The organism is Ruegeria sp. K7, from assembly GCF_056531785.1.
Genome location: NZ_JBQFMJ010000004.1, coordinates 113,053 through 131,493, shown reverse-complemented (window position 1 = coordinate 131,493; position 18,441 = coordinate 113,053). Strand labels below are relative to the sequence as shown.

At 60.3% G+C, this 18,441-nt stretch carries 19 protein-coding genes; 13 read left to right on the top strand and 6 right to left on the bottom strand.

Annotated features, from left to right (window positions below; genetic code table 11):
• Positions 1–287: 287 nt before the first annotated feature.
• Positions 288–2,162, top strand: coding sequence for an excinuclease ABC subunit UvrC (gene uvrC, locus ACR0FE_RS09460; RefSeq protein ID WP_480912609.1), 1,875 nt, complete (start codon positions 288–290; stop codon positions 2,160–2,162).
• On the opposite strand, the gene ACR0FE_RS09455 is transcribed toward uvrC, so the two are convergent.
• Together ACR0FE_RS09455 and ACR0FE_RS09450 are read right to left on the bottom strand one after the other, a co-directional pair.
• A complete protein-coding gene (locus ACR0FE_RS09455) occupies positions 2,159–3,043 on the bottom strand; it encodes a DMT family transporter (protein ID WP_480912607.1) in 885 nt (294 codons plus the stop codon). The two genes, uvrC and ACR0FE_RS09455, sit on opposite strands and share 4 nt — an antisense overlap.
• A complete protein-coding gene (locus tag ACR0FE_RS09450; protein ID WP_480912605.1) occupies positions 3,040–3,231 on the bottom strand; it encodes a hypothetical protein in 192 nt (63 codons plus the stop codon). Before ACR0FE_RS09450 ends, ACR0FE_RS09455 begins: the two co-directional genes overlap by 4 nt.
• Here ACR0FE_RS09450 and pgsA point away from each other — a divergent pair.
• Genes pgsA through ACR0FE_RS09435 form a run of 3 tightly spaced genes read left to right on the top strand, consistent with a single transcriptional unit; the run spans position 3,230 to position 4,595 of the window.
• A complete protein-coding gene (gene pgsA, locus ACR0FE_RS09445) occupies positions 3,230–3,898 on the top strand; it encodes a CDP-diacylglycerol--glycerol-3-phosphate 3-phosphatidyltransferase (protein WP_480912604.1) in 669 nt (222 codons plus the stop codon). The genes ACR0FE_RS09450 and pgsA overlap by 2 nt on opposite strands.
• 3 nt (positions 3,899–3,901) lie before the next feature.
• Positions 3,902–4,147 carry a molybdopterin converting factor subunit 1 gene (moaD, locus tag ACR0FE_RS09440; protein WP_480904836.1) on the top strand — a complete coding sequence of 82 codons (246 nt, stop codon included), beginning with the start codon at positions 3,902–3,904 and terminating at the stop codon, positions 4,145–4,147.
• Positions 4,148–4,151: 4 nt separating this feature from the next.
• Positions 4,152–4,595 (top strand): molybdenum cofactor biosynthesis protein MoaE, encoded by a 444-nt coding sequence (locus ACR0FE_RS09435; protein WP_480912602.1) that lies wholly within the window; start codon positions 4,152–4,154, stop codon positions 4,593–4,595.
• A gap of 49 nt (positions 4,596–4,644) precedes the next feature.
• On the opposite strand, the gene ACR0FE_RS09430 is transcribed toward ACR0FE_RS09435, so the two are convergent.
• The 4 genes from ACR0FE_RS09430 to ubiA all read right to left on the bottom strand — a co-directional run bounded on the left by ACR0FE_RS09430 (position 4,645) and on the right by ubiA (position 8,616).
• The gene (locus ACR0FE_RS09430; protein ID WP_480912600.1) at positions 4,645–5,175 is read right to left on the bottom strand and encodes a hypothetical protein; all 531 of its coding nucleotides are present in this window, start codon (positions 5,173–5,175) and stop codon (positions 4,645–4,647) included.
• Between the two features lie 177 nt (positions 5,176–5,352).
• On the bottom strand, positions 5,353–5,673 hold the full coding sequence (locus tag ACR0FE_RS09425; RefSeq protein ID WP_170614320.1) for a hypothetical protein: 321 nt from the start codon (positions 5,671–5,673) through the stop codon (positions 5,353–5,355).
• 1 nt (position 5,674) lies between these two features.
• The gene (locus tag ACR0FE_RS09420) at positions 5,675–7,588 is read right to left on the bottom strand and encodes an OmpA family protein (protein ID WP_480912598.1); all 1,914 of its coding nucleotides are present in this window, start codon (positions 7,586–7,588) and stop codon (positions 5,675–5,677) included.
• Between the two features lie 65 nt (positions 7,589–7,653).
• Positions 7,654–8,616 carry a 4-hydroxybenzoate octaprenyltransferase gene (ubiA, locus tag ACR0FE_RS09415; RefSeq protein ID WP_480813046.1) on the bottom strand — a complete coding sequence of 321 codons (963 nt, stop codon included), beginning with the start codon at positions 8,614–8,616 and terminating at the stop codon, positions 7,654–7,656.
• Positions 8,617–8,628: 12 nt separating this feature from the next.
• Here ubiA and ACR0FE_RS09410 point away from each other — a divergent pair, with 12 nt between their 5' ends.
• From ACR0FE_RS09410 to pheT, 9 genes are all read left to right on the top strand, one after another.
• On the top strand, positions 8,629–9,354 hold the full coding sequence (locus ACR0FE_RS09410; RefSeq protein ID WP_480912596.1) for a 16S rRNA (uracil(1498)-N(3))-methyltransferase: 726 nt from the start codon (positions 8,629–8,631) through the stop codon (positions 9,352–9,354).
• Positions 9,351–10,202 carry a GNAT family N-acetyltransferase gene (locus ACR0FE_RS09405; RefSeq protein ID WP_480912594.1) on the top strand — a complete coding sequence of 284 codons (852 nt, stop codon included), beginning with the start codon at positions 9,351–9,353 and terminating at the stop codon, positions 10,200–10,202. The genes ACR0FE_RS09410 and ACR0FE_RS09405 overlap by 4 nt, the downstream gene beginning before the upstream one ends.
• The gene (locus ACR0FE_RS09400) at positions 10,199–10,726 is read left to right on the top strand and encodes a hypothetical protein (protein WP_170614325.1); all 528 of its coding nucleotides are present in this window, start codon (positions 10,199–10,201) and stop codon (positions 10,724–10,726) included. The genes ACR0FE_RS09405 and ACR0FE_RS09400 overlap by 4 nt, the downstream gene beginning before the upstream one ends.
• Positions 10,727–10,790: 64 nt before the next feature.
• Positions 10,791–12,161: a glutamate--cysteine ligase gene (locus ACR0FE_RS09395; protein WP_170614326.1), complete on the top strand. Its 1,371-nt coding sequence runs from the start codon at positions 10,791–10,793 to the stop codon at positions 12,159–12,161.
• 104 nt (positions 12,162–12,265) lie between these two features.
• Positions 12,266–13,333: a Hint domain-containing protein gene (locus tag ACR0FE_RS09390; protein ID WP_480912591.1), complete on the top strand. Its 1,068-nt coding sequence runs from the start codon at positions 12,266–12,268 to the stop codon at positions 13,331–13,333.
• A gap of 81 nt (positions 13,334–13,414) precedes the next feature.
• On the top strand, positions 13,415–14,488 hold the full coding sequence (gene pheS, locus ACR0FE_RS09385) for a phenylalanine--tRNA ligase subunit alpha (protein ID WP_170614328.1): 1,074 nt from the start codon (positions 13,415–13,417) through the stop codon (positions 14,486–14,488).
• Positions 14,489–14,806: a hypothetical protein gene (locus ACR0FE_RS09380; RefSeq protein ID WP_170614329.1), complete on the top strand. Its 318-nt coding sequence runs from the start codon at positions 14,489–14,491 to the stop codon at positions 14,804–14,806.
• Between the two features lie 289 nt (positions 14,807–15,095).
• Complete coding sequence (locus ACR0FE_RS09375) at positions 15,096–15,890, top strand: CE1 family esterase (protein ID WP_480912588.1); 795 nt, start codon at positions 15,096–15,098, stop codon at positions 15,888–15,890.
• A 77-nt stretch (positions 15,891–15,967) separates the two neighbouring features.
• A complete protein-coding gene (gene pheT / locus ACR0FE_RS09370) occupies positions 15,968–18,364 on the top strand; it encodes a phenylalanine--tRNA ligase subunit beta (RefSeq protein ID WP_480912586.1) in 2,397 nt (798 codons plus the stop codon).
• Positions 18,365–18,441 lie beyond the last annotated feature (77 nt).

Below are 18,441 nucleotides of genomic sequence, written 5' to 3'. Positions count from 1 at the left end.
ATTTTGCTGTAAGTTTTGCACCGCTCTCATTTGTGTTACCGGCACGTTACAAAAATGTCTTTTTTTTCATACACTTGTCACGTGTGAGAAAAAATCTCTATAAATAACATGTGGTTATATGATCGCCTAATTATTAGGCAAACAGGGAAATAGGCAATGAAACAAGGGAAAAACGAGGCGATACAAAAGTTATCTGCACAGTTATCCACAAAAACCGTGGACTTGTTTACTCTTGATCTGAGGTCGACAAGATTGCAGCCATGGTCAGAGAATCATATCTCAGGCCAATGACCACCCAGGACGACCCTTCATCAGACACGCAGCCCACCGGCTATGCCTGCATTCAGCGTTACGTGAAAACGTTGGACAGCTCACCCGGTGTTTATCGCATGCTGGATAGCGACAGCCGCGTTCTTTATGTGGGAAAGGCGCGGAACCTCAGGGCGCGAGTGTCGAACTATGCGCGTCCGGGGCATTCGGGGCGGATCGAGCGGATGATTGCTGCGACGTCGTCGATGATGTTCCTGACCACCCGGACCGAGACCGAAGCGCTGCTGCTGGAACAGAACCTGATCAAGCAGCTCAAGCCGAAATACAACGTGCTGCTGCGCGATGACAAAAGCTTTCCGAATATTCTTGTCGCAAAGGATCATTCTTTTCCGCAGATCAAGAAACATCGCGGGGCGAAAAAGGAAAAGGGGGCCTATTTCGGCCCATTTGCCAGTGCGGGTGCGGTAAACCGGACCCTGAACCAGCTGCAAAAGGCGTTCCTGCTGCGCAACTGCTCGGATTCCATGTTCGACAGCCGCACACGACCTTGTCTGCTTTATCAGATCAAGCGCTGTTCCGGACCGTGCGTCGGCCTGATCTCCGAGGCTGACTATGGCGCAAGCGTCAAGGATGCGGAACGGTTCCTGTCCGGGCGGTCCACTCGGGTGCAGGAAGAATTGGCCGAACAGATGATGGTCGCCTCCGAGGCGATGGAGTTCGAACGCGCCGCCGGTCTGCGTGATCGCATCCGGGCGCTGACGCAGGTGCAGACCTCGCAGGGCATCAATCCGCGCGGGGTGGCCGAGGCAGATATCATCGGTCTTTACATGGACAGCGGGCAGGCCTGCGTTCAGGTGTTTTTCATCCGCGCCAACCAGAATTGGGGCAACAAGGATTTTTATCCGCGCGTGGGGCCAGACGTCTTGGCGGCCGAGGTCATGGAAGCTTTTCTGGGTCAGTTTTACGACAACAAGGAACCGCCCCGGCAATTGATCCTGTCAGACGGGATCGAAAACGCCGATCTGATGCAGGAGGCACTGTCTGAGAAGGCTGGCCGAAGGGTCGAAATCCTTGTGCCCCAGCGCGGTGAAAAGCAGGAACTGGTGGCTGGGGCCTTGCGCAATGCACGTGAATCTCTGGCCCGGCGCATGTCGGAAAGCGCAACGCAGGCCAAGCTGTTGCGCGGCGTGGCCGAGGCGTTTGATCTGGACAGTCAGCCGAACCGGATCGAGGTTTACGACAACAGCCACATTCAGGGCACCAACGCTGTGGGCGGCATGATTGTTGCGGGCCCGGAAGGGTTCATGAAAAACGCCTATCGTAAGTTCAACATCCGGGGCGACGATCTGACACCGGGTGACGATTTCGGCATGATGAAAGAGGTTCTGACCCGTCGGTTCACCCGTCTGCAAAAGGAGGACCCAGACCGGGACAAGGGGCTTTGGCCCGATTTGCTGTTGATTGATGGCGGTGCCGGTCAGGTGAGTGCCGTGCATGAAATTATGGTCGAACATGGTGTCGAAGACATCCCGATGGTCGGTGTCGCCAAAGGCGTTGATCGCGATCACGGCAAAGAAGAATTTCACCGGATCGGTCAGCTCCCCTTTGCGCTGAAACGCAACGACCCGGTGCTGTATTTCATTCAGCGCCTAAGGGACGAGGCGCATCGGTTTGCCATTGGAACACATCGCGCGAAACGGGCCAAAGCGGTGGGCGCGACACCTCTGGACGAAATCCCGGGGGTGGGTGCCGCGCGCAAAAGGGCGTTGCTGGCGCACTTCGGCAGTGCCAAGGCCGTCAGCCGAGCCAATCTGGCGGACTTGAAGGCGGTCGAGGGGATCTCAGCCGGGCTGGCCCAGAAAGTTTACGATTACTTCCACGACAAGGGCTAGACCTTCCGCCCACGCCACAGGATGTACAGCCCCGAGGCAACGATCAGCGCGCTGCCGGTCCACATGGTCCGGTCCAATTGCTCGCCAAATATGACGACCCCCAGTCCGATACCGAACAACAACCGGGAATAGCGGAAGGGCGTGACCGCCGAGACCTCGCCCGTGCGCATCGCCTTCATCAGCGACGCATAGGCGATTGTGCCCATCAGTGTGGCACCAACCAGGTGCAGGCTCGTGTGCAGGGTCACAGCGGCCATCGGCACATTTTCCCAGAACCGATAGGCCAAACCGGCCACGACGATGCAAAGAAAGCCATAGAACCCCAGCACTTCGGTTCCCAGCGACGCGCGTGCGGCACGGCTGGCCAGATCGCGTCCGGCAAAGCCCAGCATTCCCAACACGGCGAGGATGGAGAGGGCCGAGAAACTGTCCCCGGTCGGCTGGATGATGATCACGACGCCGATCAGCCCGATCAGGATTGCGCTCCACCGCCGCCAGCCGACGGTTTCACCAAAGAACAGGGCCGCTCCGGCGACCACGACAAGGGGCGTGGCCTGCAGAATTACCGTGGCCGAAGACAGCGGTGTCAGCGCAATGGCCAGCACGTAGAACAAACGCCCAAGGATTTCGAAGACCACGCGCACCTTCATCGGGCGCGATAGCACGTCAGGCTGAAACAGCCGCGTGCCACGCAGCAAGGCGGCAATTCCAAACACAAGCGCACCGCCCGCGCCGAACAGAATCAGGACCTGCCAGATCGGCAACGCGGCCGAGGCGCTTTTCAGCAGCGCGTCCTCGAGCGCAAACAGCGCCATTGCCGAGATCATCCATAAACTGCCGATCAGGTTTGACCGGGGGTCCCTTTGAATATGCGGTGTCATGCTGCTGTCGTTCCCCAACCGGTCCGCACGCCAATCTGACGGCAAAGCGCGCGCGCGCCAAGCTGTATCTGGTTGAGATGTCCGGCTTGCGACCCTTTGACCACCAGTGCCGCAACCGCCTGTGATCGGGTCAGTTTTTTGCATGGCCGTCTTTTCTGTCCCGAAGCGGCGATGTAGTGTCGATCCATGAAGTGGAACCTGCCCAATATCCTGACCGTCCTGCGCCTGTTGGCGGCACCCGGTCTGGCCGTGATGTTTCTGTATTTCACCCGCCCCTGGGCGGACTGGTTCGCTTTGATCCTGTTTCTGACGGCCGCCATCACCGACTGGTTCGATGGATATCTGGCGCGTGCGTGGAAACAGGAAACCAAGATCGGGGCCATGCTGGACCCGATTGCCGACAAGGCGATGGTTGTGATCGCCCTGATGATTCTGGTCGGCTATTCCGCCGAGCACTGGACGCCCTGGCTGGTACTGCCCGCGACCGTCATCCTGTTTCGCGAGGTTTTCGTCTCGGGCTTGCGTGAATATCTGGGTGACGTGGCCGGGACGCTGAAAGTCACGAAGCTGGCCAAATGGAAAACCACTGCGCAGATGGTGGCGATTGCCATCCTGTTTTCGCAAGGGATATTCGAGCACCATTTTGTGATGGGGTCCTTTGGCATGGATGCCGAAACTCTCGATCGGGTCCTGCTGGGTGAGATCGAGGACCTGAACGGCCTGCGCTGGCATCTTGAGGGGATGTTCTGGTCCGGGCGGATCGGGCTTTGGCTGTTGTGGATCGCGGCCACTCTGACATTGATCACGGGCTACGACTACCTACGTAAAGCCATGCCGCATCTGAAGGAGAGCTGAGTGATGGATGTGCTGTATTTCGCATGGGTGCGCGAACGCATCGGCCTGCCGAAAGAAAGGGTCGAGACCGAGGCCGCAACGGTATCCGAACTTGTGGCCGAGCTGAGCGCGCGAGAAGACCGCTATGCCGCAGCCTTTGCGGACCTGTCCGCATTGCGGGTAGCGCTGGATCAGGAACTTTCGGACTTTGACGCCTCGCTGGCCGGTGTGCGTGAAGTGGCGTTCTTTCCGCCCATGACCGGCGGCTGACGCGATGCGTATTGCCGTTCAGGAAGAAGCGTTTGACCTTGGCGCCGAAGCCAACGCTTTTGCGTCAGGGGATGCAGCCAACGGCGCCATCGTGACCTTTACCGGTATCGTGCGCGATCTGGCCACAGGTGATCTGGATGTGATGGAGATCGAGCATTACCCGGGCATGACCGAGCGCGCGCTGACCAGGATCGCCGAAGAGGCTCAGGAACGCTGGTCTTTGGGGGATGTTCTGGTAATCCACCGCCACGGGCGGCTGGCCCCGGGGGACCGGATCATGATGGTTGCCACGGCTGCGCGGCATCGCAAGGATGCATTCGAGGCGGCAGAGTACTTGATGGACTATCTGAAATCCCGCGCACCCTTCTGGAAGAGAGAGATCACCTCGGGCGGGGCGGAGTGGGTGGCCGCGAAAGATGAAGACGAAGACGCGTTGACCCGCTGGTAATACGCGAACCGGCACCCGTCGGGCGGATGCCGGCGCGTGTCAGGGCAGATCAGCCGGATTGTTCCGCGTTGCAGGTCCGTGCTGCCTCAATGGCTTTCTTTGTGCCATCCAGGTTGACGGTGAATGCGAATTCCTTTTCCGGGAACACGATCATTTCGTTTTTGTTGATGACGTCGTCAACGAACTGAGAGTTGTTCGCCAGGATGTACCCGCCGGTATATCCATCGGCCAGGTGCTTGGTTTTCTTGTGCGCTTCGGCCTCATAAACGTTGCCGTCCAGTGACAGGAAGATCTTTTCCTTCTTACCTTTCAGGCCGATGTCATTCTTCGTGAAAACCCCCAGATAGCCCATCTCATGGTCTTTGGTCAGGCCCATTTGAACGACGTTCTGGTTTTCGTCCATGCGCTCGATCAGGCAGGACCCGCGCGTATCATCTACAAATATGGTCCATCCGGATTCTTCCCCCCAATTTGAAAACGTATCGTTTTCCGAGGGGATGACATCGCCGGAAGCCAGGGCTGAGGTTGCGGAAAATGCGCAAAGCACTGTGGCGGTTTTCAAAGTATCTTGGAAATTCATAGTACACTCCAATTTTCTGGATAGTGGACAGTGATGTGTGTAGGCAAAAACACACCAATTCGTAGTATTGAATTTGTCGCCAATATTGAAGGCGAAAGAAACAGACCGGCCAAAACACGCCGATCTTGTTTACTGTTGTCCTGAGGCAAGCTCAGGTTGTGCAGTCGACGCCAAGGTTCAGTCGGCGTTGTTTATCCGCCCGCGCAGTTCTTCCGCCTCTTGCCGCGCCGCGCGCAGGCCGTCCATCGCGGCGGCAAGTTCGGCTTCGGTCTGGGTCAGCTGGTTGGACAGTTCGGCCTCGCGTTGTTGCAGGTAGGTAATCGCCTGATCGCGGGTTTCTTCGGCTTCATGCAACTCCTGGCTCATACGGTCCAGATCAGCGACGTCGCTTTGGCGGACGCGGGACAGACGATGGGCCAGCCAGTTGGCGAACCAGCCCATGCAGAATGCCGCAAACAGGATGACGGCAGTGGCGATGATGAATTCGGTTCTGTTCACTTTACTGATCCCCTGCATCCGTATCAGATGCGCTGTTTTCCGGTTCTTCAGGCTCGGATGGCGTGGCTTCCAGCGCATCAAGCCCGGTTTCCCTGTCCGCAAGCGGTTCGGGTCGGATCAGGCGAAACTCGATGCGGCGGTTTTCTTCCCGGCCTTCTTCGCTGTCATTGTCCGCGATGGGTTGCGTTTCACCATAGCCGACGGCCGAGTAGCTTGCCGTTGGTATCCGGCGCGCGCGCAGCTCACTCAGAACGGACTGGGCGCGGGACTGGCTCAGCTGCTGGTTCATCTCTTCGCGGCCCTGGCTGTCCGTGTGGCCCTGAATTTCAAGCCGGATGGGGCCACATTCCCGCAGGATCTCTGCGATCTGGTTCAGCGTATCCCGCGATTCGGTGGCAACGGTGGCCGAGCCGGGTTCGAACGCGATCTTGCCTGCCGCCTGAATCTCGGCAATCTGGGACTCGCAAAGTTCCGGATCGGGCAGGGCATCTTCGGGTTCGGGCGGTTCCTGATAGGTGATCGACAGGGTGAAATCTTGCGCTTCGCCCAGTTTGTCTGACAGATGCCCGGCTATGCGGGCCTTTGCATCTTCCTCATGGCTGACACCGGACAGTTCCACCACCTCGGGCGTGACGGTCAGAACACCATTGTGCAGTTCCGACAACGCCTCAAGCCCGGCCAGCACCCGCAGCGGCCAGTCGGCGGGCAGATCGGGAACAATGCGGGTTGCCACGTGCACCTGTTCCGAGCCGAAGGCCGCGCGGGCAAAGCTGTCGACCATGTCCCGCAAGGTTTCATCCCCGACACGCCCACGCAGTTGCACCAGGCCTTCCGGGCTGCGGGTTGCGGAAAACTCGGGCGGGCCGGCCTGGTCTTGTGTATCTGGTTCGGGCAAAACGGCGTGCAGGGCAAACACTTCCGGCAATGCGTTTTCCAATTCACCCACGACCCGGTCGAATGTGGCGGGGTCCGCGCCTTGCGCCGCGATCAGCGTGATGTCGGCATCGGACATGGTCACCGAACCCTGCCCGATATCGGCCAGCGCCCCGATGCTGAGCTCGGCAGCGCGGGCCCAGCGAGGCGAGGGGACACCCAGCCCGATGGTGCAATGGTAAGGACCGGACAATCCTGCTGCTTGCGCGGCGGCCACGATTGTCTGACGGGCCTCGTCATCCTGCGCCGAACAGGCGTCGAAACGCCCCCCTTCTTCGGTGATCAGGTAGCGCAACGTAAAAGGTGTGATCACCGGGCGCGGTGCTGAAATCGACAGGCCGATCCGAAGGCTTGGCGGTGCAGCGCGCGTCAGGTCGCGCTCCAGCATCTCTTTTTCCTTCTGGCTGTCGGTGATGGCCGTGATCCGCACCAGCCCGGGGCTGGCCGAGATCTTGGCCCTTGGCAGCTTCGCCAGCGCGCTTAGCGCGTAAGTAAATGCGTCGTCCCAGCCCTTCGGCTTGGGATAGTCAGCCGTTTCCAGCAGATCTGACACGGGGGTGTTTGGAACCAGTTTTTCCAACTGTCTGATCATGGCGTCACGATCCACGCTGGCCGGGATCAGACCGATGACCGAGATGCCACTGTCGTTGCGCAGGATTTCGGTCGAAAACCGCGGTGCCGCCAACGTTGTGGTGGGCGCAACTTCCATCTCATCGATGACACGCGATGTATCGACTTCGGTTCCGGCAGCGGTCAGCGCGTTGAAACGCGTTGCCTCGTCCGAAGCGGTGCCGGTCAGAACCACGCGCAGCCCGTCTGAATGCACTTCGGCCCAGTCGTGCCCCTTGAGATCCAGCGCCCGGCGCACGGCAAATTCCGAAGCTTCTTCGACCTTTGTCACGGCATAACTGGCCGCCAGCAGCGACAAACCGCCCGACACGAGAAAGATCAGGACAACAGCGATGGAAAAAGGCAAACGCATGTGCGGTTTCGGGACTCCTCGGGCGATTGGTCGGGACTCTTACAGAGGCGTGGCCTGGGGTGCAATCAGAGCAGAAGCGCGACGCAGAGGAAGATCAGCGGAATCAAGCCGGTGTCGCGGTTGGCCCGGAACAGTTGCAACAGTTTGGCGTTGTCTTCGATATCCAGCCCGCGCAATTGCCAGGCCATGTGCCAGCCCATCGCCCATGGCCCGGTCAGGGCAACGACCAGTGCCATGATGGACGCCTGCTGGGCCGCACCATCGATGATGGCAAGTCCCATAAGCGCGACGGTTGCGACCAGAAAATACTTGAGCCATTTCACCGTATCTGTCCCGAACAGCCGCGCGGTGGATTTGATGCCGATCAGTTCGTCATCCTCGGCATCCTGATGGGCATAGATGGTATCGTAAAACAGCGTCCAGGCGATGCCCGACAGGTACAGGGTAACTGCGGGCCAGCCTACTGTGCCGCTATGGGCGGCCCAGGCCAGCAGCGCCCCCCAATTGAAGGCCAGGCCCAGAAAGACCTGAGGCCACCAAGTGAACCGCTTTGCGTAAGGGTAGATGGTCACGGGCAACAGGGACAGAACGCCCATGGCGATGGCCGCCTGATTGAAAGTCAGAAGAATCCCCAGCGCCAGCAGGCATTGCAGGCCCATCCAGACAACCGCCTGCCGAACGCTAACCTGTCCGGACGGGATCGGCCGGGACCGTGTGCGCTCCACCTGCCCGTCAAATTCGCGGTCGGTGATATCGTTCCAGGTACAGCCTGCACCACGCATAAGAAAGGCTCCGATGGCGCAGCCGATCGCGATCCACAGATCCTCCCAGCGTGGGTTTCCGTCGCTGAGAATTGCCAGCGCAAGGCCCCACCAGCAGGGAATCAGCAGCAGCCACGTGCCGATGGGCCGGTCCGCGCGGCTGAGGCGCAGGTAGGGCCGCGCAAAAGCGGGCGCATGGGTGTCGACCCAGTTGCCGCTGACGGCATCGGCGACCTGACCATCTGGTGTTGGGACATTGCCTTGCATATGTAAGGTCTCATGAGTGCAAAAATCAGACTGTATGTAGAGCACCCTCTGGGTCGGGGGCAATCCGTTGAATTGACGCGCGAGCAGGCACACTACCTGTTCGGCGTCATGCGTCTGGCTGTCGGGGCACACGTTGCCTTGTTCAACAGCCGGGACGGAGAGTGGCTGGCCGAGGTGGCCGAGGCAGGCAAACGCGGCGGCACGCTGGCCTGTGTCGAACAGACCAGACCGTTGCAGATGCCGCCCGACCTTTGGTTTCTGTTCGCGCCGATTAAAAAGGCACGCACCGACTTCATCGTTGAAAAGGCGGCGGAAATGGGTGCCGCTCGGATCATGCCGGTGCAGACCGAATTCACCAATTCCGAACGCATCCGGCAGGACCGTTTGCAGGCCCATGCGGTTGAGGCCGCCGAACAGTGCGGCGGAACCTTCTTACCCGAAGTTTGTGAGCTGCAGCGCCTGGACCGTGTGCTGGATGCTTGGCCCGATGGGCGGCAACTGATGTTCTGCAACGAGGCGGAAGTAGGCTCGGCTCTGCGTCTGGCCGAACAGGAAAAGGGCGGGCCGTGGGCCATTCTGATCGGTCCCGAAGGCGGGTTTTCCGAGCGTGAGCGCAACCGCCTGACCGCATTGCCTTATGCGCATGTGGTCAGTCTGGGCCCGCGCATTCTGCGCGCGGATACCGCGACTGTGGCGGCCCTGACCATGTGGCAGCAGGCGCTGGGGGATTGGTCGTGACCTGGTGTTTGGCGCAAGCCGCCGACCTGCCCGCGATCGAGGAATTCCTGCGCCGTCACCTGCAATCTTCAATGTTTCCGCTGGCCAACTTGCGGGACTTCGGACTGAACGGATCGGAACCCCGGTCCCTAAAGGTCTGGATGCTGGGCGAGCCGCCGCGCGCCGTTCTGGCCATCACGAACGAAGGAATGCTGTTGCCGCAGTGCCGGGATTGCACCGATGCCGAGCTTGAAGCGGTACTAAAGATGTTGAAAAGCCGCCCGGTCATCGGTGTGATCGGTGAGGCCGCCCAAGCCCGGCGCATTTTGCAACTGGCTGGCTGGCAAAACAGACCCGCTATCCTCAGCCGGGATGAGCCTGCCTTTTCGCTGGAACTGGAACAGCTGATTATTCCAGACCTGCCGGGAGCGCGCCTTGTCCCCTTGTCGGCAATTGACCGGGCGCTAGCCGTTCACTGGCGGCACAGCTACCATCTGGAATCCTTGGGAAAGGACTCGGATCAGGCGCAACATCAAGCCGAGCGCGACATTGACGGGTATCTGAGCCGGGACAGCCACCGGGCGTTGTTGTTGAACAACCAACCTGTCTGCATGACCGGTTTCAACGCCGTTTTGCCTGAAGTGGTTCAGATCGGCGGGGTTTATACGCCGCCCGAACTGCGCCGCCGCGGCTATGCCCGAACCGCCGTCGCGCTGCATCTGGCCGAGACGTGCGCAACCGGTGTGTCACGTGCCGTACTTTTTGCCGCTTCAGATTTTGCGGCGCGGGCCTATATCGAAGTAGGATTTGTTCGGACAGGTCAGTTCTCGGTGAACCTGTTCAAGACGGAAAAGGAGGCCGCCGCATGAGTTTCATCCGCCCGGAAGCGAAACTGGCTCTGTGGCGCTGGCGCGAAGTGCTGGTGGCCGTCGCCGTTTTTCTGGTAGGCCTGAGTTGGATTAGCGGGCCCGGCGGGCTGCTGGGCTGGATGGGATGGATTCTGGTCGCCGTGGCGGTGGCGCTGGCGGTGATCGGGGTGCAGCGGGTGCGATTCCGCATGGGTGCGGGTGGTCCCGGTGTCGTGACAATAGATGAGGGGCAGATCGCCTATCTCGGGCCTCTGGATGGCGGCATTGTCGCGGCGCGCGAAATCGAGAGGCTGGCGCTGGACCCGACCTCGGACCCGGCGCATTGGGTGCTGGACCAGCCGGGACAGCCCGCACTTCACATTCCTGTGAACGCCGAAGGCGCCGAGGCGCTGTTTGATGTGTTCTCGGCCCTGCCGGGGCTGAAAACCGAACGGATGTTGTCGGAACTCAACGGCGGATCGCCGCATCCGGTGGTAATCTGGGAACGCACGCCCTCGCGCCCGTCGCATATGCGCCTGCATTGACACTGGCCGCGTTTGCGACCACGACTGACCCAGCAACAGACACTTCAGGAGCGGAGCGCGGTTCATGTCAATTCCCCAGTCCGGCGGCGGGCCGATCGAACGCCACGAGCAACTGGCCGAATATCTGGAATCGGGCTGCAAGCCCAAGGCCGATTGGCGTATCGGTACCGAGCATGAGAAGTTCGGGTATTGCAAGGACACGCTGAAACCGCTGCCGTTTGAAGGCACCCGGTCCATCGTTGCGGTGCTTGAAGGCTTGCGCGACCGTCACGGCTGGAGCGAGGTACGTGAAGCCGGGCATCTGATCGGTCTGGAAAAGGACGGCGCGAATGTCAGCCTTGAACCGGGCGGCGCGCTGGAATTGTCGGGTGCCCCGCTGGAGACCATCCACGAAACCTGTGACGAGGTGAACACTCACCTGCGCGAGGTGAAGGATATCGCCGACGCGATTGGTGTCGGTTTCATTGGTTTGGGGGCGGCTCCGATCTGGACCCATGACCAGATGCCGCTGATGCCCAAGGGCCGTTATCGGCTGATGAACGACTATATGGAAGAAGTCGGCACCATGGGCCGCGCCATGATGCGGCGCACATGCACGGTACAGGTCAATATCGACTTCGGCTCCGAGGCCGACATGGTTCAGAAACTGCGCGTGGCACTGGCGTTGCAGCCGGTGGCAACGGCGCTGTTTGCAAACTCTCCGTTCTTCGAAGGCAAGGTCAACGGACAGAAAAGCTGGCGCAGCCACATCTGGCGACATCTGGACGATGCCCGCACCGGGATGTTGCCCTTCGTGTTCGAGGACGGATTCGGGTTCGAGCGTTACGTTCAGTATGCGCTCGATGTGCCGATGTATTTCGTCTACCGCGACGGACAGTATATCAACGCGCTGGGCATGTCCTTCCGTGATTTCCTGCAGGGCAAACTTCCGGCGCTGCCGGGGGAAACCCCGACCCTGTCCGACTGGGCCGACCACCTGACCACCGCCTTCCCCGAAGCGCGGATCAAGAAGTTCATGGAAATGCGCGGTGCCGATGGCGGCCCGTGGCGCCGCCTGTGCGCGCTGCCTGCCTTCTGGGTCGGGCTGACCTACGATCAGGGCGCGCTGGATGCGGCGTGGGATCTGGTCAAAGGCTGGGACGCGGAAACCCGCGAGGCGCTGCGGGTTGAGGCCGCCAAAGACGGGCTGCAGGCGCGGGTTGGCAACATCAGCATGCATGATCTGGCACGCGAAGTGGTGGCCATTTCCGAGGCCGGCCTGAAATCCCGTGCGCGCCCCGGCGCCGGAGGTCTGGTCCCCGATGAGACCCATTTCCTGAATGCGCTGAAGGACAGTATCGAGACCGGTAAGATTCCGGCAGACGAGTTGCTGGATCACTTCTATGGAGACTGGAACGGCGATCTGACCCGGATCTATCCTGAATACAGCTACTGAGACCATCGGGCGCGTTAAGGCATGATTTGCCAAAACGGGCCTAATGTCTTGCACTTCTTGCGGGCCGTCAGATACTAGCACGCATTCCGTCGCGCGAGTGATCCATGGCCCGTATCAGCGAACTTCATTATTCCAACGCCTACGCCGCAACCTCGGGTGTAAACGAATTTCTTGAAGTCGCACTGCGCCCGGATGAGATTCCAGCAGATTTCACGGTCTCGTTCTATCAGGCAAACGGGCAGGTCGGGATCGAAATTCCGCTGGATCATCCCTCAGTTCAGATGTCGGTCGATGCCGACAACAACGAGCTTGTTTTTGTCATATCGGCGGATGACTTCCCGATCCTTTTGACAGACCCCAACGGGGGCGGGCCGACCAACTACGAAGCCTATGCACTGACCAATACGAACACCGGTCAGGTCATCGATTTTTACGATATCGGTGGCGGCACAACGAACATCGTGGCGCAAAACGGGCTTGCGGCGGGGCAGACTTCGGTCAACCTGCCGGTTCTGGTCGGGCCGAACCAGACCACGACAACGTTGCAATTCAATCAGCCCGATCCGGATACCCTGACCTACGGGTCAGTGGCCCCCGGCGACAGTGGTGCGGCCTGTTTCACGGCGGACACGATGGTGGAGACGCCCGACGGACGTCGCGCTGTCGAAAATCTGCGGCTGGGTGATCTGGTGCACACAATCGACGCCGGGCCGCTGCCGGTTCGCTGGGTTGGCGGGCGCACGGTCTCAGGTCGTGGCCGCTTTGCGCCGATCCGGATCCACTCAGGTACACTTGGGGCCGAGGCCGATATTCTGGTCTCTCCCCAGCATCGTATCCTGATCACCGGTTGGCAGGCCGAATTGCTGTTTGGCGAAGATGAGGTACTGGTTCCCGCGATATCTCTGGTCAACGGCACCACCGTGACACAAGACCCTTGCGACATTGTCAGGTACATCCACCTGCTGTTTGACCGCCATCAGCTTGTCACCACCTCTGGCTTGATCTCCGAGAGCTTTTTTCCGGGGCAGGAGGGGCTTGCGGGGTTGGGAACGGACACTCAGGACGAGTTGCTGGCGTTGTTTCCCCAGCTGCGCAATCACCCCGAGGCATATGGCCTTGCAGCGCGCCCGGTGCGGCAGGACAGAACCACAGCGCTGCTTCGTTTCGCCTGAATGTGCGCGCCCTCTTGCTTTCGCGGGCTGCTGTGATAGCAGGTCCGCAACAGCATTCAGGGGCCAAAGTCAGGAAGCGTCATGGACGATCTTAAGGCAAAATATCTGGGTCAGATCGCAGACGCGGGCGACGAGAACGCACTCGAAGCGATCCGCCTGGCCGCCGTGGGCAAAAAGGGCGAAGTCGCGCTGAAGATGCGCGAGCTGGGCAAAATGACACCCGAGGAACGCCAGGTTGCAGGCCCGGCGCTGAACGCCCTGAAGGATGAGATCAACTCGGCGCTATCCGCCAAAAAAGCCGCTCTGGCCGACGCCGCGCTGGATGAGCGTCTGCGCACCGAATGGCTGGACGTTACGCTGCCGACCCGCGCGCGCCGTCAGGGCTCGATCCACCCGGTCAGCCAGGCGACCGAGGAACTGACTGCTATTTTTGCCGAACTGGGTTTCTCGGTGGCCGAAGGGCCGCGGATCGAGACCGACTGGCATAACTTTGACGCGCTGAACATCCCCGGCCACCACCCCGCGCGGGCCGAGATGGATACGTTCTACATGCACCGCGCCGCAGGCGACAACCGCCCGCCGCATGTGCTGCGTACTCATACCTCGCCGGTGCAAATACGTTCGATGGAGCTACAGGGCGCGCCGATCCGTGTGATCTGCCCGGGCGGCGTGTACCGCGCCGATTATGACCAGACCCACACGCCGATGTTCCATCAGGTCGAGGGGCTCGCCATCGACAAGGACATCTCGATGGCGAACCTGAAATGGGTTCTGGAAGAATTCGTAAAAGCCTTCTTCGAAGTCGACGACGTCGAACTGCGCTTCCGCGCCTCGCACTTCCCCTTCACCGAGCCATCGGCCGAGGTCGATATCCGCTGTTCCTGGGATAACGGCCAGCTGAAGATCGGCGAAGGCGACGACTGGATGGAGATCTTGGGCTCCGGCATGGTCCACCCCAAGGTGATCGCCGCTGGTGGCATCGACCCCGAGGTCTATCAGGGTTTCGCTTTTGGCATCGGGATCGACCGTCTGGCGATGCTGAAATACGGCATTCCGGATTTGCGAGCCTTCTTTGATAGCGACCTGCGCTGGCTGCGCCATTACGGTTTCGCAGCGCTGGATATGCCGAACCTGCATGGTGGTTTGAGCCGGTAAGTGTATCCGCTGGGTGTATATCTGGCGAGCTATTATGATTGGTGGCGCCGTAGAGTAGCCAAGGTTCCATTTCTATGGCTGGTCGGGCTAGTTGTAGCGTTAGGCTTTCTTCAGTTTTCAGTAGAACGCTTGTTCGGATCGTCCTTTGCTTGGGTTTTGTTGGTTGCGGTTATCGCTGTATCTCCGGGAGTGTGGGTGGCTCTTTTGGCGACCCGTAACGGATTTTTAAAGAAAGTGAATCCTCTGAAAGAGGTGGAAGATCAAAAAGCCATGGCCAAGAAGCTCATTAATGAATTCGCGAAAAAGCAGTCGAAATAGCGGCGCGGAGCAAAGGCCGATAGGCCGCCGCGCCATCGCCAGACCGCCCGGACGGGCTGGCGATTTGTCTCCGCCAGCGTTCCGTTTGAACGTCACACGGGTTTGGCTGCCATAAAGTGCCCAACACAACCCGAGGATCGCCATCCCGCGGTCTGGCGATGGCGCGGCTTGGTGGTTTGGTTGGATGTCGGGCGGGCTTCAGCCCACCATGCCCCGGGTGCCGGGCTGGAGCCTGGCCTACACCAATATGTTACGTGACAGTGCCGTGAGTCTGACTAGGCTCCGGCCTATGATCTATCGACTGCTATGCCTGCTTCTGCTGACCGCCACCCCGGCCGCCGCCGTGGATACCTGCCACGGGGATACCGCCTGTCAGGTCGGCGACCGCTCGTATCATGTGCTGGAACCCGATGGCTGGGACGGGGTGACGCCTCTGCCGGTGTTGCTGCATTTTCACGGCTGGGCGCGGCAGGGGACGGTTGTGGTGAACCACGAGCGTATCGCCGGGGCCACGAAGCTGCGGGGCGTGTTGTTGGTCGCGCCGAACGGCCTGGGCAAAAGCTGGGATTTCTGGACACCGGACACTGGCGACGTGGCTTTCGCCAATCGAGTGCTTGAGGATGTCGCCAGTCGGTATCCCATTGATCCCGAACGTATCTATGTCTCGGGCTATTCCTATGGCGGCGCGATGGCGTGGCGCTTTGTCTGCCAGTCCGGCAATGACGTGACCGCTTTGTTGGCCGTGGCGGGCAGTATCCCGCAGACCGAGGATTGCCCAGAAGCCCCGCGCCAGGCGCGCCATGTTCACGGGACCGATGACACAGTAATGAGCTTCCCCTTTGGTCCGGGCGGCGATACGACCTATCCGGTGGCGCTGTGGCGGGAAAAATTCGGCTGTGCAACCGCAACCCCACGCGGCGACTGGAGTGTCGAGCCTTTCCTGACGCTCAGCCGGGTGGAATGGACCGATTGCGCGCGGGGAAAGGTGGTGCTGGACACCCATCCTGGCGGACATTTCATCCCTCATGGCTGGATCGGCTGGCAACTGGATGAGCTTTTGGGCCGCACCCCAGCCTATCCGTGACGCGCGGCGCTTGCACCCCGGCGCAATCTTTGCCATTGCCTTTGCCGACTGGATGTTTGCCAAAAAGGCCCCGTGCAATGAAATTCACTCTGTCCTGGCTGAAAGACCACCTCGACACTGACGCTTCGGTTGATGAGATCGCCGAGGCGCTGACCGATCTCGGGCTTGAGGTCGAAGAGATCGTGAACCCGGCGGACCGGCTGAAGGACTTTAGGCTCGGCTATGTGAAACATGCCGAGAAACACCCTGACGCGGACAAGCTGCGCGTCTGCAAGGTCGAAACAGATGAGGGTGAGTTGCAGATCATCTGCGGTGCCCCGAATGCGCGTGAGGGTATCACGGTCGTTGTTTGCAAACCCGGCATGTATATCCCCGGTCTGGACCTGACGATCAGCGTGGGCAAGATCCGTGGCGTCGAAAGCTTCGGCATGATGGCGTCTGAACGCGAGCTTGAGTTGTCGGATGAACATGACGGCATCATCGAACTGCCTTCAGGCGAAGTCGGCGACAGGTTCGTCGATTGGCTGGCTGAGAATGACCCCTCGAAAGTCGATCCGATGATCGAGATTGCGATCACTCCGAACCGTCCGGACGCGCTGGGCGTCGAAGGGATTGCCCGCGATCTGGCCGCGCGTGGCATTGGCACCCTGAAACAACGTGACTACGTGCCGGTCCCGGGAGACTACGAAAGCCCGATCAAGGTGACGATTGACGAGGACACGTTGGACGGCTGTCCGCATTTCACCGGTCGTTTGATCCGGGGTGTCAAGAACGGTCCCAGCCCTCAATGGTTGCAGGATCAGCTGAAGGCAATCGGTCTGCGCCCGATTTCTGCCTTGGTGGACATCACCAACTACATGACTTTTGACCACAACCGCCCTCTGCACGTTTTCGACGCGGACAAGGTGCAGGGCAACCTGCGCGTTCACCGCGCCAAAGGCGGCGAAAAGCTGGTGGCACTGGACGAGAAGGAATACACGATTCAGCCCGGCATGATGGTGATTTCGGATGACAAGGGCCCGGAATCGATTGCGGGCATCATGGGCGGGCAGGAAACCGGCTGCACCGAAGAGACCGTTAACGTTTTCCTCGAAAGCGCGTTCTGGGATCATGTTCAGATTGCCTTGACGGGCCGGGCGCTCAGGATCAATTCCGATGCCCGTTACCGTTTTGAACGTGGCGTCGATCCGGAATACACCCGTGAAGGGCTTGAGCATGCGACGCAGATGATCCTTGATATCTGTGGCGGTGAAGTTTCGAACGTGGTCGAGGCAGGCAAGGCGCCGAACCACGCGCGCGCCTACAAGCTGGACGCGGCGCGGGTTCGGTCCCTGGTCGGCATGGACATCCCCGAAAGCGAGCAGCGCCAGACCCTGACCCGACTGGGCTTTCGTTTGGAAGGCGAGATGGCTCATGTTCCCAGCTGGCGCCCCGATGTCATGGGTGAGGCCGATCTGGTTGAAGAAGTCGCGCGGATTGCGTCCCTGACCAAGCTGCAGGGAAAGCCATTGCCGCGGGTCACAGACGGCATTCCGAAGCCGGTGATGACCCCGGCGCAGCGGCGGCAGTCGATGGCGCGACGCACCTGTGCGGCGCTTGGGTACAACGAATGCGTCAGCTACACGTTTATCGATCAGGCCTCGGCCGCGCTGTTTGGCGGGGGCGATGATGCGACGAAGCTGGAAAATCCGATCTCGTCCGAGATGAGCCATATGCGCCCGGACCTTTTGCCGGGGCTGCTGCAGGCTGCGGCCCGCAATCAGGCGCGTGGGTACGCGGACGTGGCTTTGTTCGAGGTCGGTCCGGTTTTTCATGATGGCGAACCCGGCGATCAGAAGACCCAAATTACCGGCCTGCTGGTCGGTCGAAATGGCCCCAAGGATGTGCATGGCGCGTCGCGCCCGGTCGACGTGTTCGACGCCAAGGCGGATGCCGAAGCCGTTCTGGCCGCGATCGGCGCACCTGCCAAGGTTCAGGTTCTGCGTGACGGTGACACCTGGTGGCATCCGGGTCGTCACGGTAGGATTTGTCTGGGCCCGAAGAAGGTGCTGGGTGTATTTGGCGAACTGCACCCGCGCGTCCTGCAGGCGATGGATATCAAGGGCCCGGCAATGGCCTTCACGATCTGGCCGGACGAGGTGCCTTTGCCCCGAAAATCCGGCGCCACCCGCGCGGCGCTGGAACTGCGTGACCTACAGGCTGTCGAGCGCGATTTTGCCTTTGTTGTCGATGCCGCGGTCGAGGCCCTGACACTGGTCAATGCTGCAGCAGGTGCCGACAAGGCGCTGATTGAGGATGTGCGTGTGTTCGACGAGTTTATCGGTGGAAGTGTGGGTGAAGGCAAAAAGTCCCTGGCCATTACCGTGCGACTTCAGCCGACGGACAAGACACTGAAGGAAAAAGACATCGAAGCCGTCAGCGCCAAGATCGTTGAAAAGGTCGCCAAGGCCACGGGCGGTACGCTGCGGGGCTGATGGAGTCCGCCCCCGGCGGGAGTATTTTCAAAAAGATAAAGGGGCGGTTGCGCCCCTTTGTTGTCTGGAGAGGAGAA

What these genes read in the sequence shown, in the direction of transcription:
- ACR0FE_RS09390 (WP_480912591.1), top strand. Translation starts at nt 12,266, where the DNA reads ATGGCCCGTATCAGCGAACTTCATTATTCCAACGCCTACGCCGCAACC.
- ACR0FE_RS09455 (WP_480912607.1), bottom strand. Translation starts at nt 3,043, where the DNA reads ATGACACCGCATATTCAAAGGGACCCCCGGTCAAACCTGATCGGCAGT.
- uvrC (WP_480912609.1), top strand. Translation starts at nt 288, where the DNA reads ATGACCACCCAGGACGACCCTTCATCAGACACGCAGCCCACCGGCTAT.
- ACR0FE_RS09435 (WP_480912602.1), top strand. Translation starts at nt 4,152, where the DNA reads ATGCGTATTGCCGTTCAGGAAGAAGCGTTTGACCTTGGCGCCGAAGCC.
- pgsA (WP_480912604.1), top strand. Translation starts at nt 3,230, where the DNA reads ATGAAGTGGAACCTGCCCAATATCCTGACCGTCCTGCGCCTGTTGGCG.
- ACR0FE_RS09395 (WP_170614326.1), top strand. Translation starts at nt 10,791, where the DNA reads ATGTCAATTCCCCAGTCCGGCGGCGGGCCGATCGAACGCCACGAGCAA.
- ACR0FE_RS09420 (WP_480912598.1), bottom strand. Translation starts at nt 7,588, where the DNA reads ATGCGTTTGCCTTTTTCCATCGCTGTTGTCCTGATCTTTCTCGTGTCG.
- ubiA (WP_480813046.1), bottom strand. Translation starts at nt 8,616, where the DNA reads ATGCAAGGCAATGTCCCAACACCAGATGGTCAGGTCGCCGATGCCGTC.
- moaD (WP_480904836.1), top strand. Translation starts at nt 3,902, where the DNA reads ATGGATGTGCTGTATTTCGCATGGGTGCGCGAACGCATCGGCCTGCCG.
- ACR0FE_RS09450 (WP_480912605.1), bottom strand. Translation starts at nt 3,231, where the DNA reads ATGGATCGACACTACATCGCCGCTTCGGGACAGAAAAGACGGCCATGC.
- ACR0FE_RS09410 (WP_480912596.1), top strand. Translation starts at nt 8,629, where the DNA reads ATGAGTGCAAAAATCAGACTGTATGTAGAGCACCCTCTGGGTCGGGGG.
- ACR0FE_RS09430 (WP_480912600.1), bottom strand. Translation starts at nt 5,175, where the DNA reads ATGAATTTCCAAGATACTTTGAAAACCGCCACAGTGCTTTGCGCATTT.
- pheS (WP_170614328.1), top strand. Translation starts at nt 13,415, where the DNA reads ATGGACGATCTTAAGGCAAAATATCTGGGTCAGATCGCAGACGCGGGC.
- ACR0FE_RS09400 (WP_170614325.1), top strand. Translation starts at nt 10,199, where the DNA reads ATGAGTTTCATCCGCCCGGAAGCGAAACTGGCTCTGTGGCGCTGGCGC.
- ACR0FE_RS09375 (WP_480912588.1), top strand. Translation starts at nt 15,096, where the DNA reads ATGATCTATCGACTGCTATGCCTGCTTCTGCTGACCGCCACCCCGGCC.
- pheT (WP_480912586.1), top strand. Translation starts at nt 15,968, where the DNA reads ATGAAATTCACTCTGTCCTGGCTGAAAGACCACCTCGACACTGACGCT.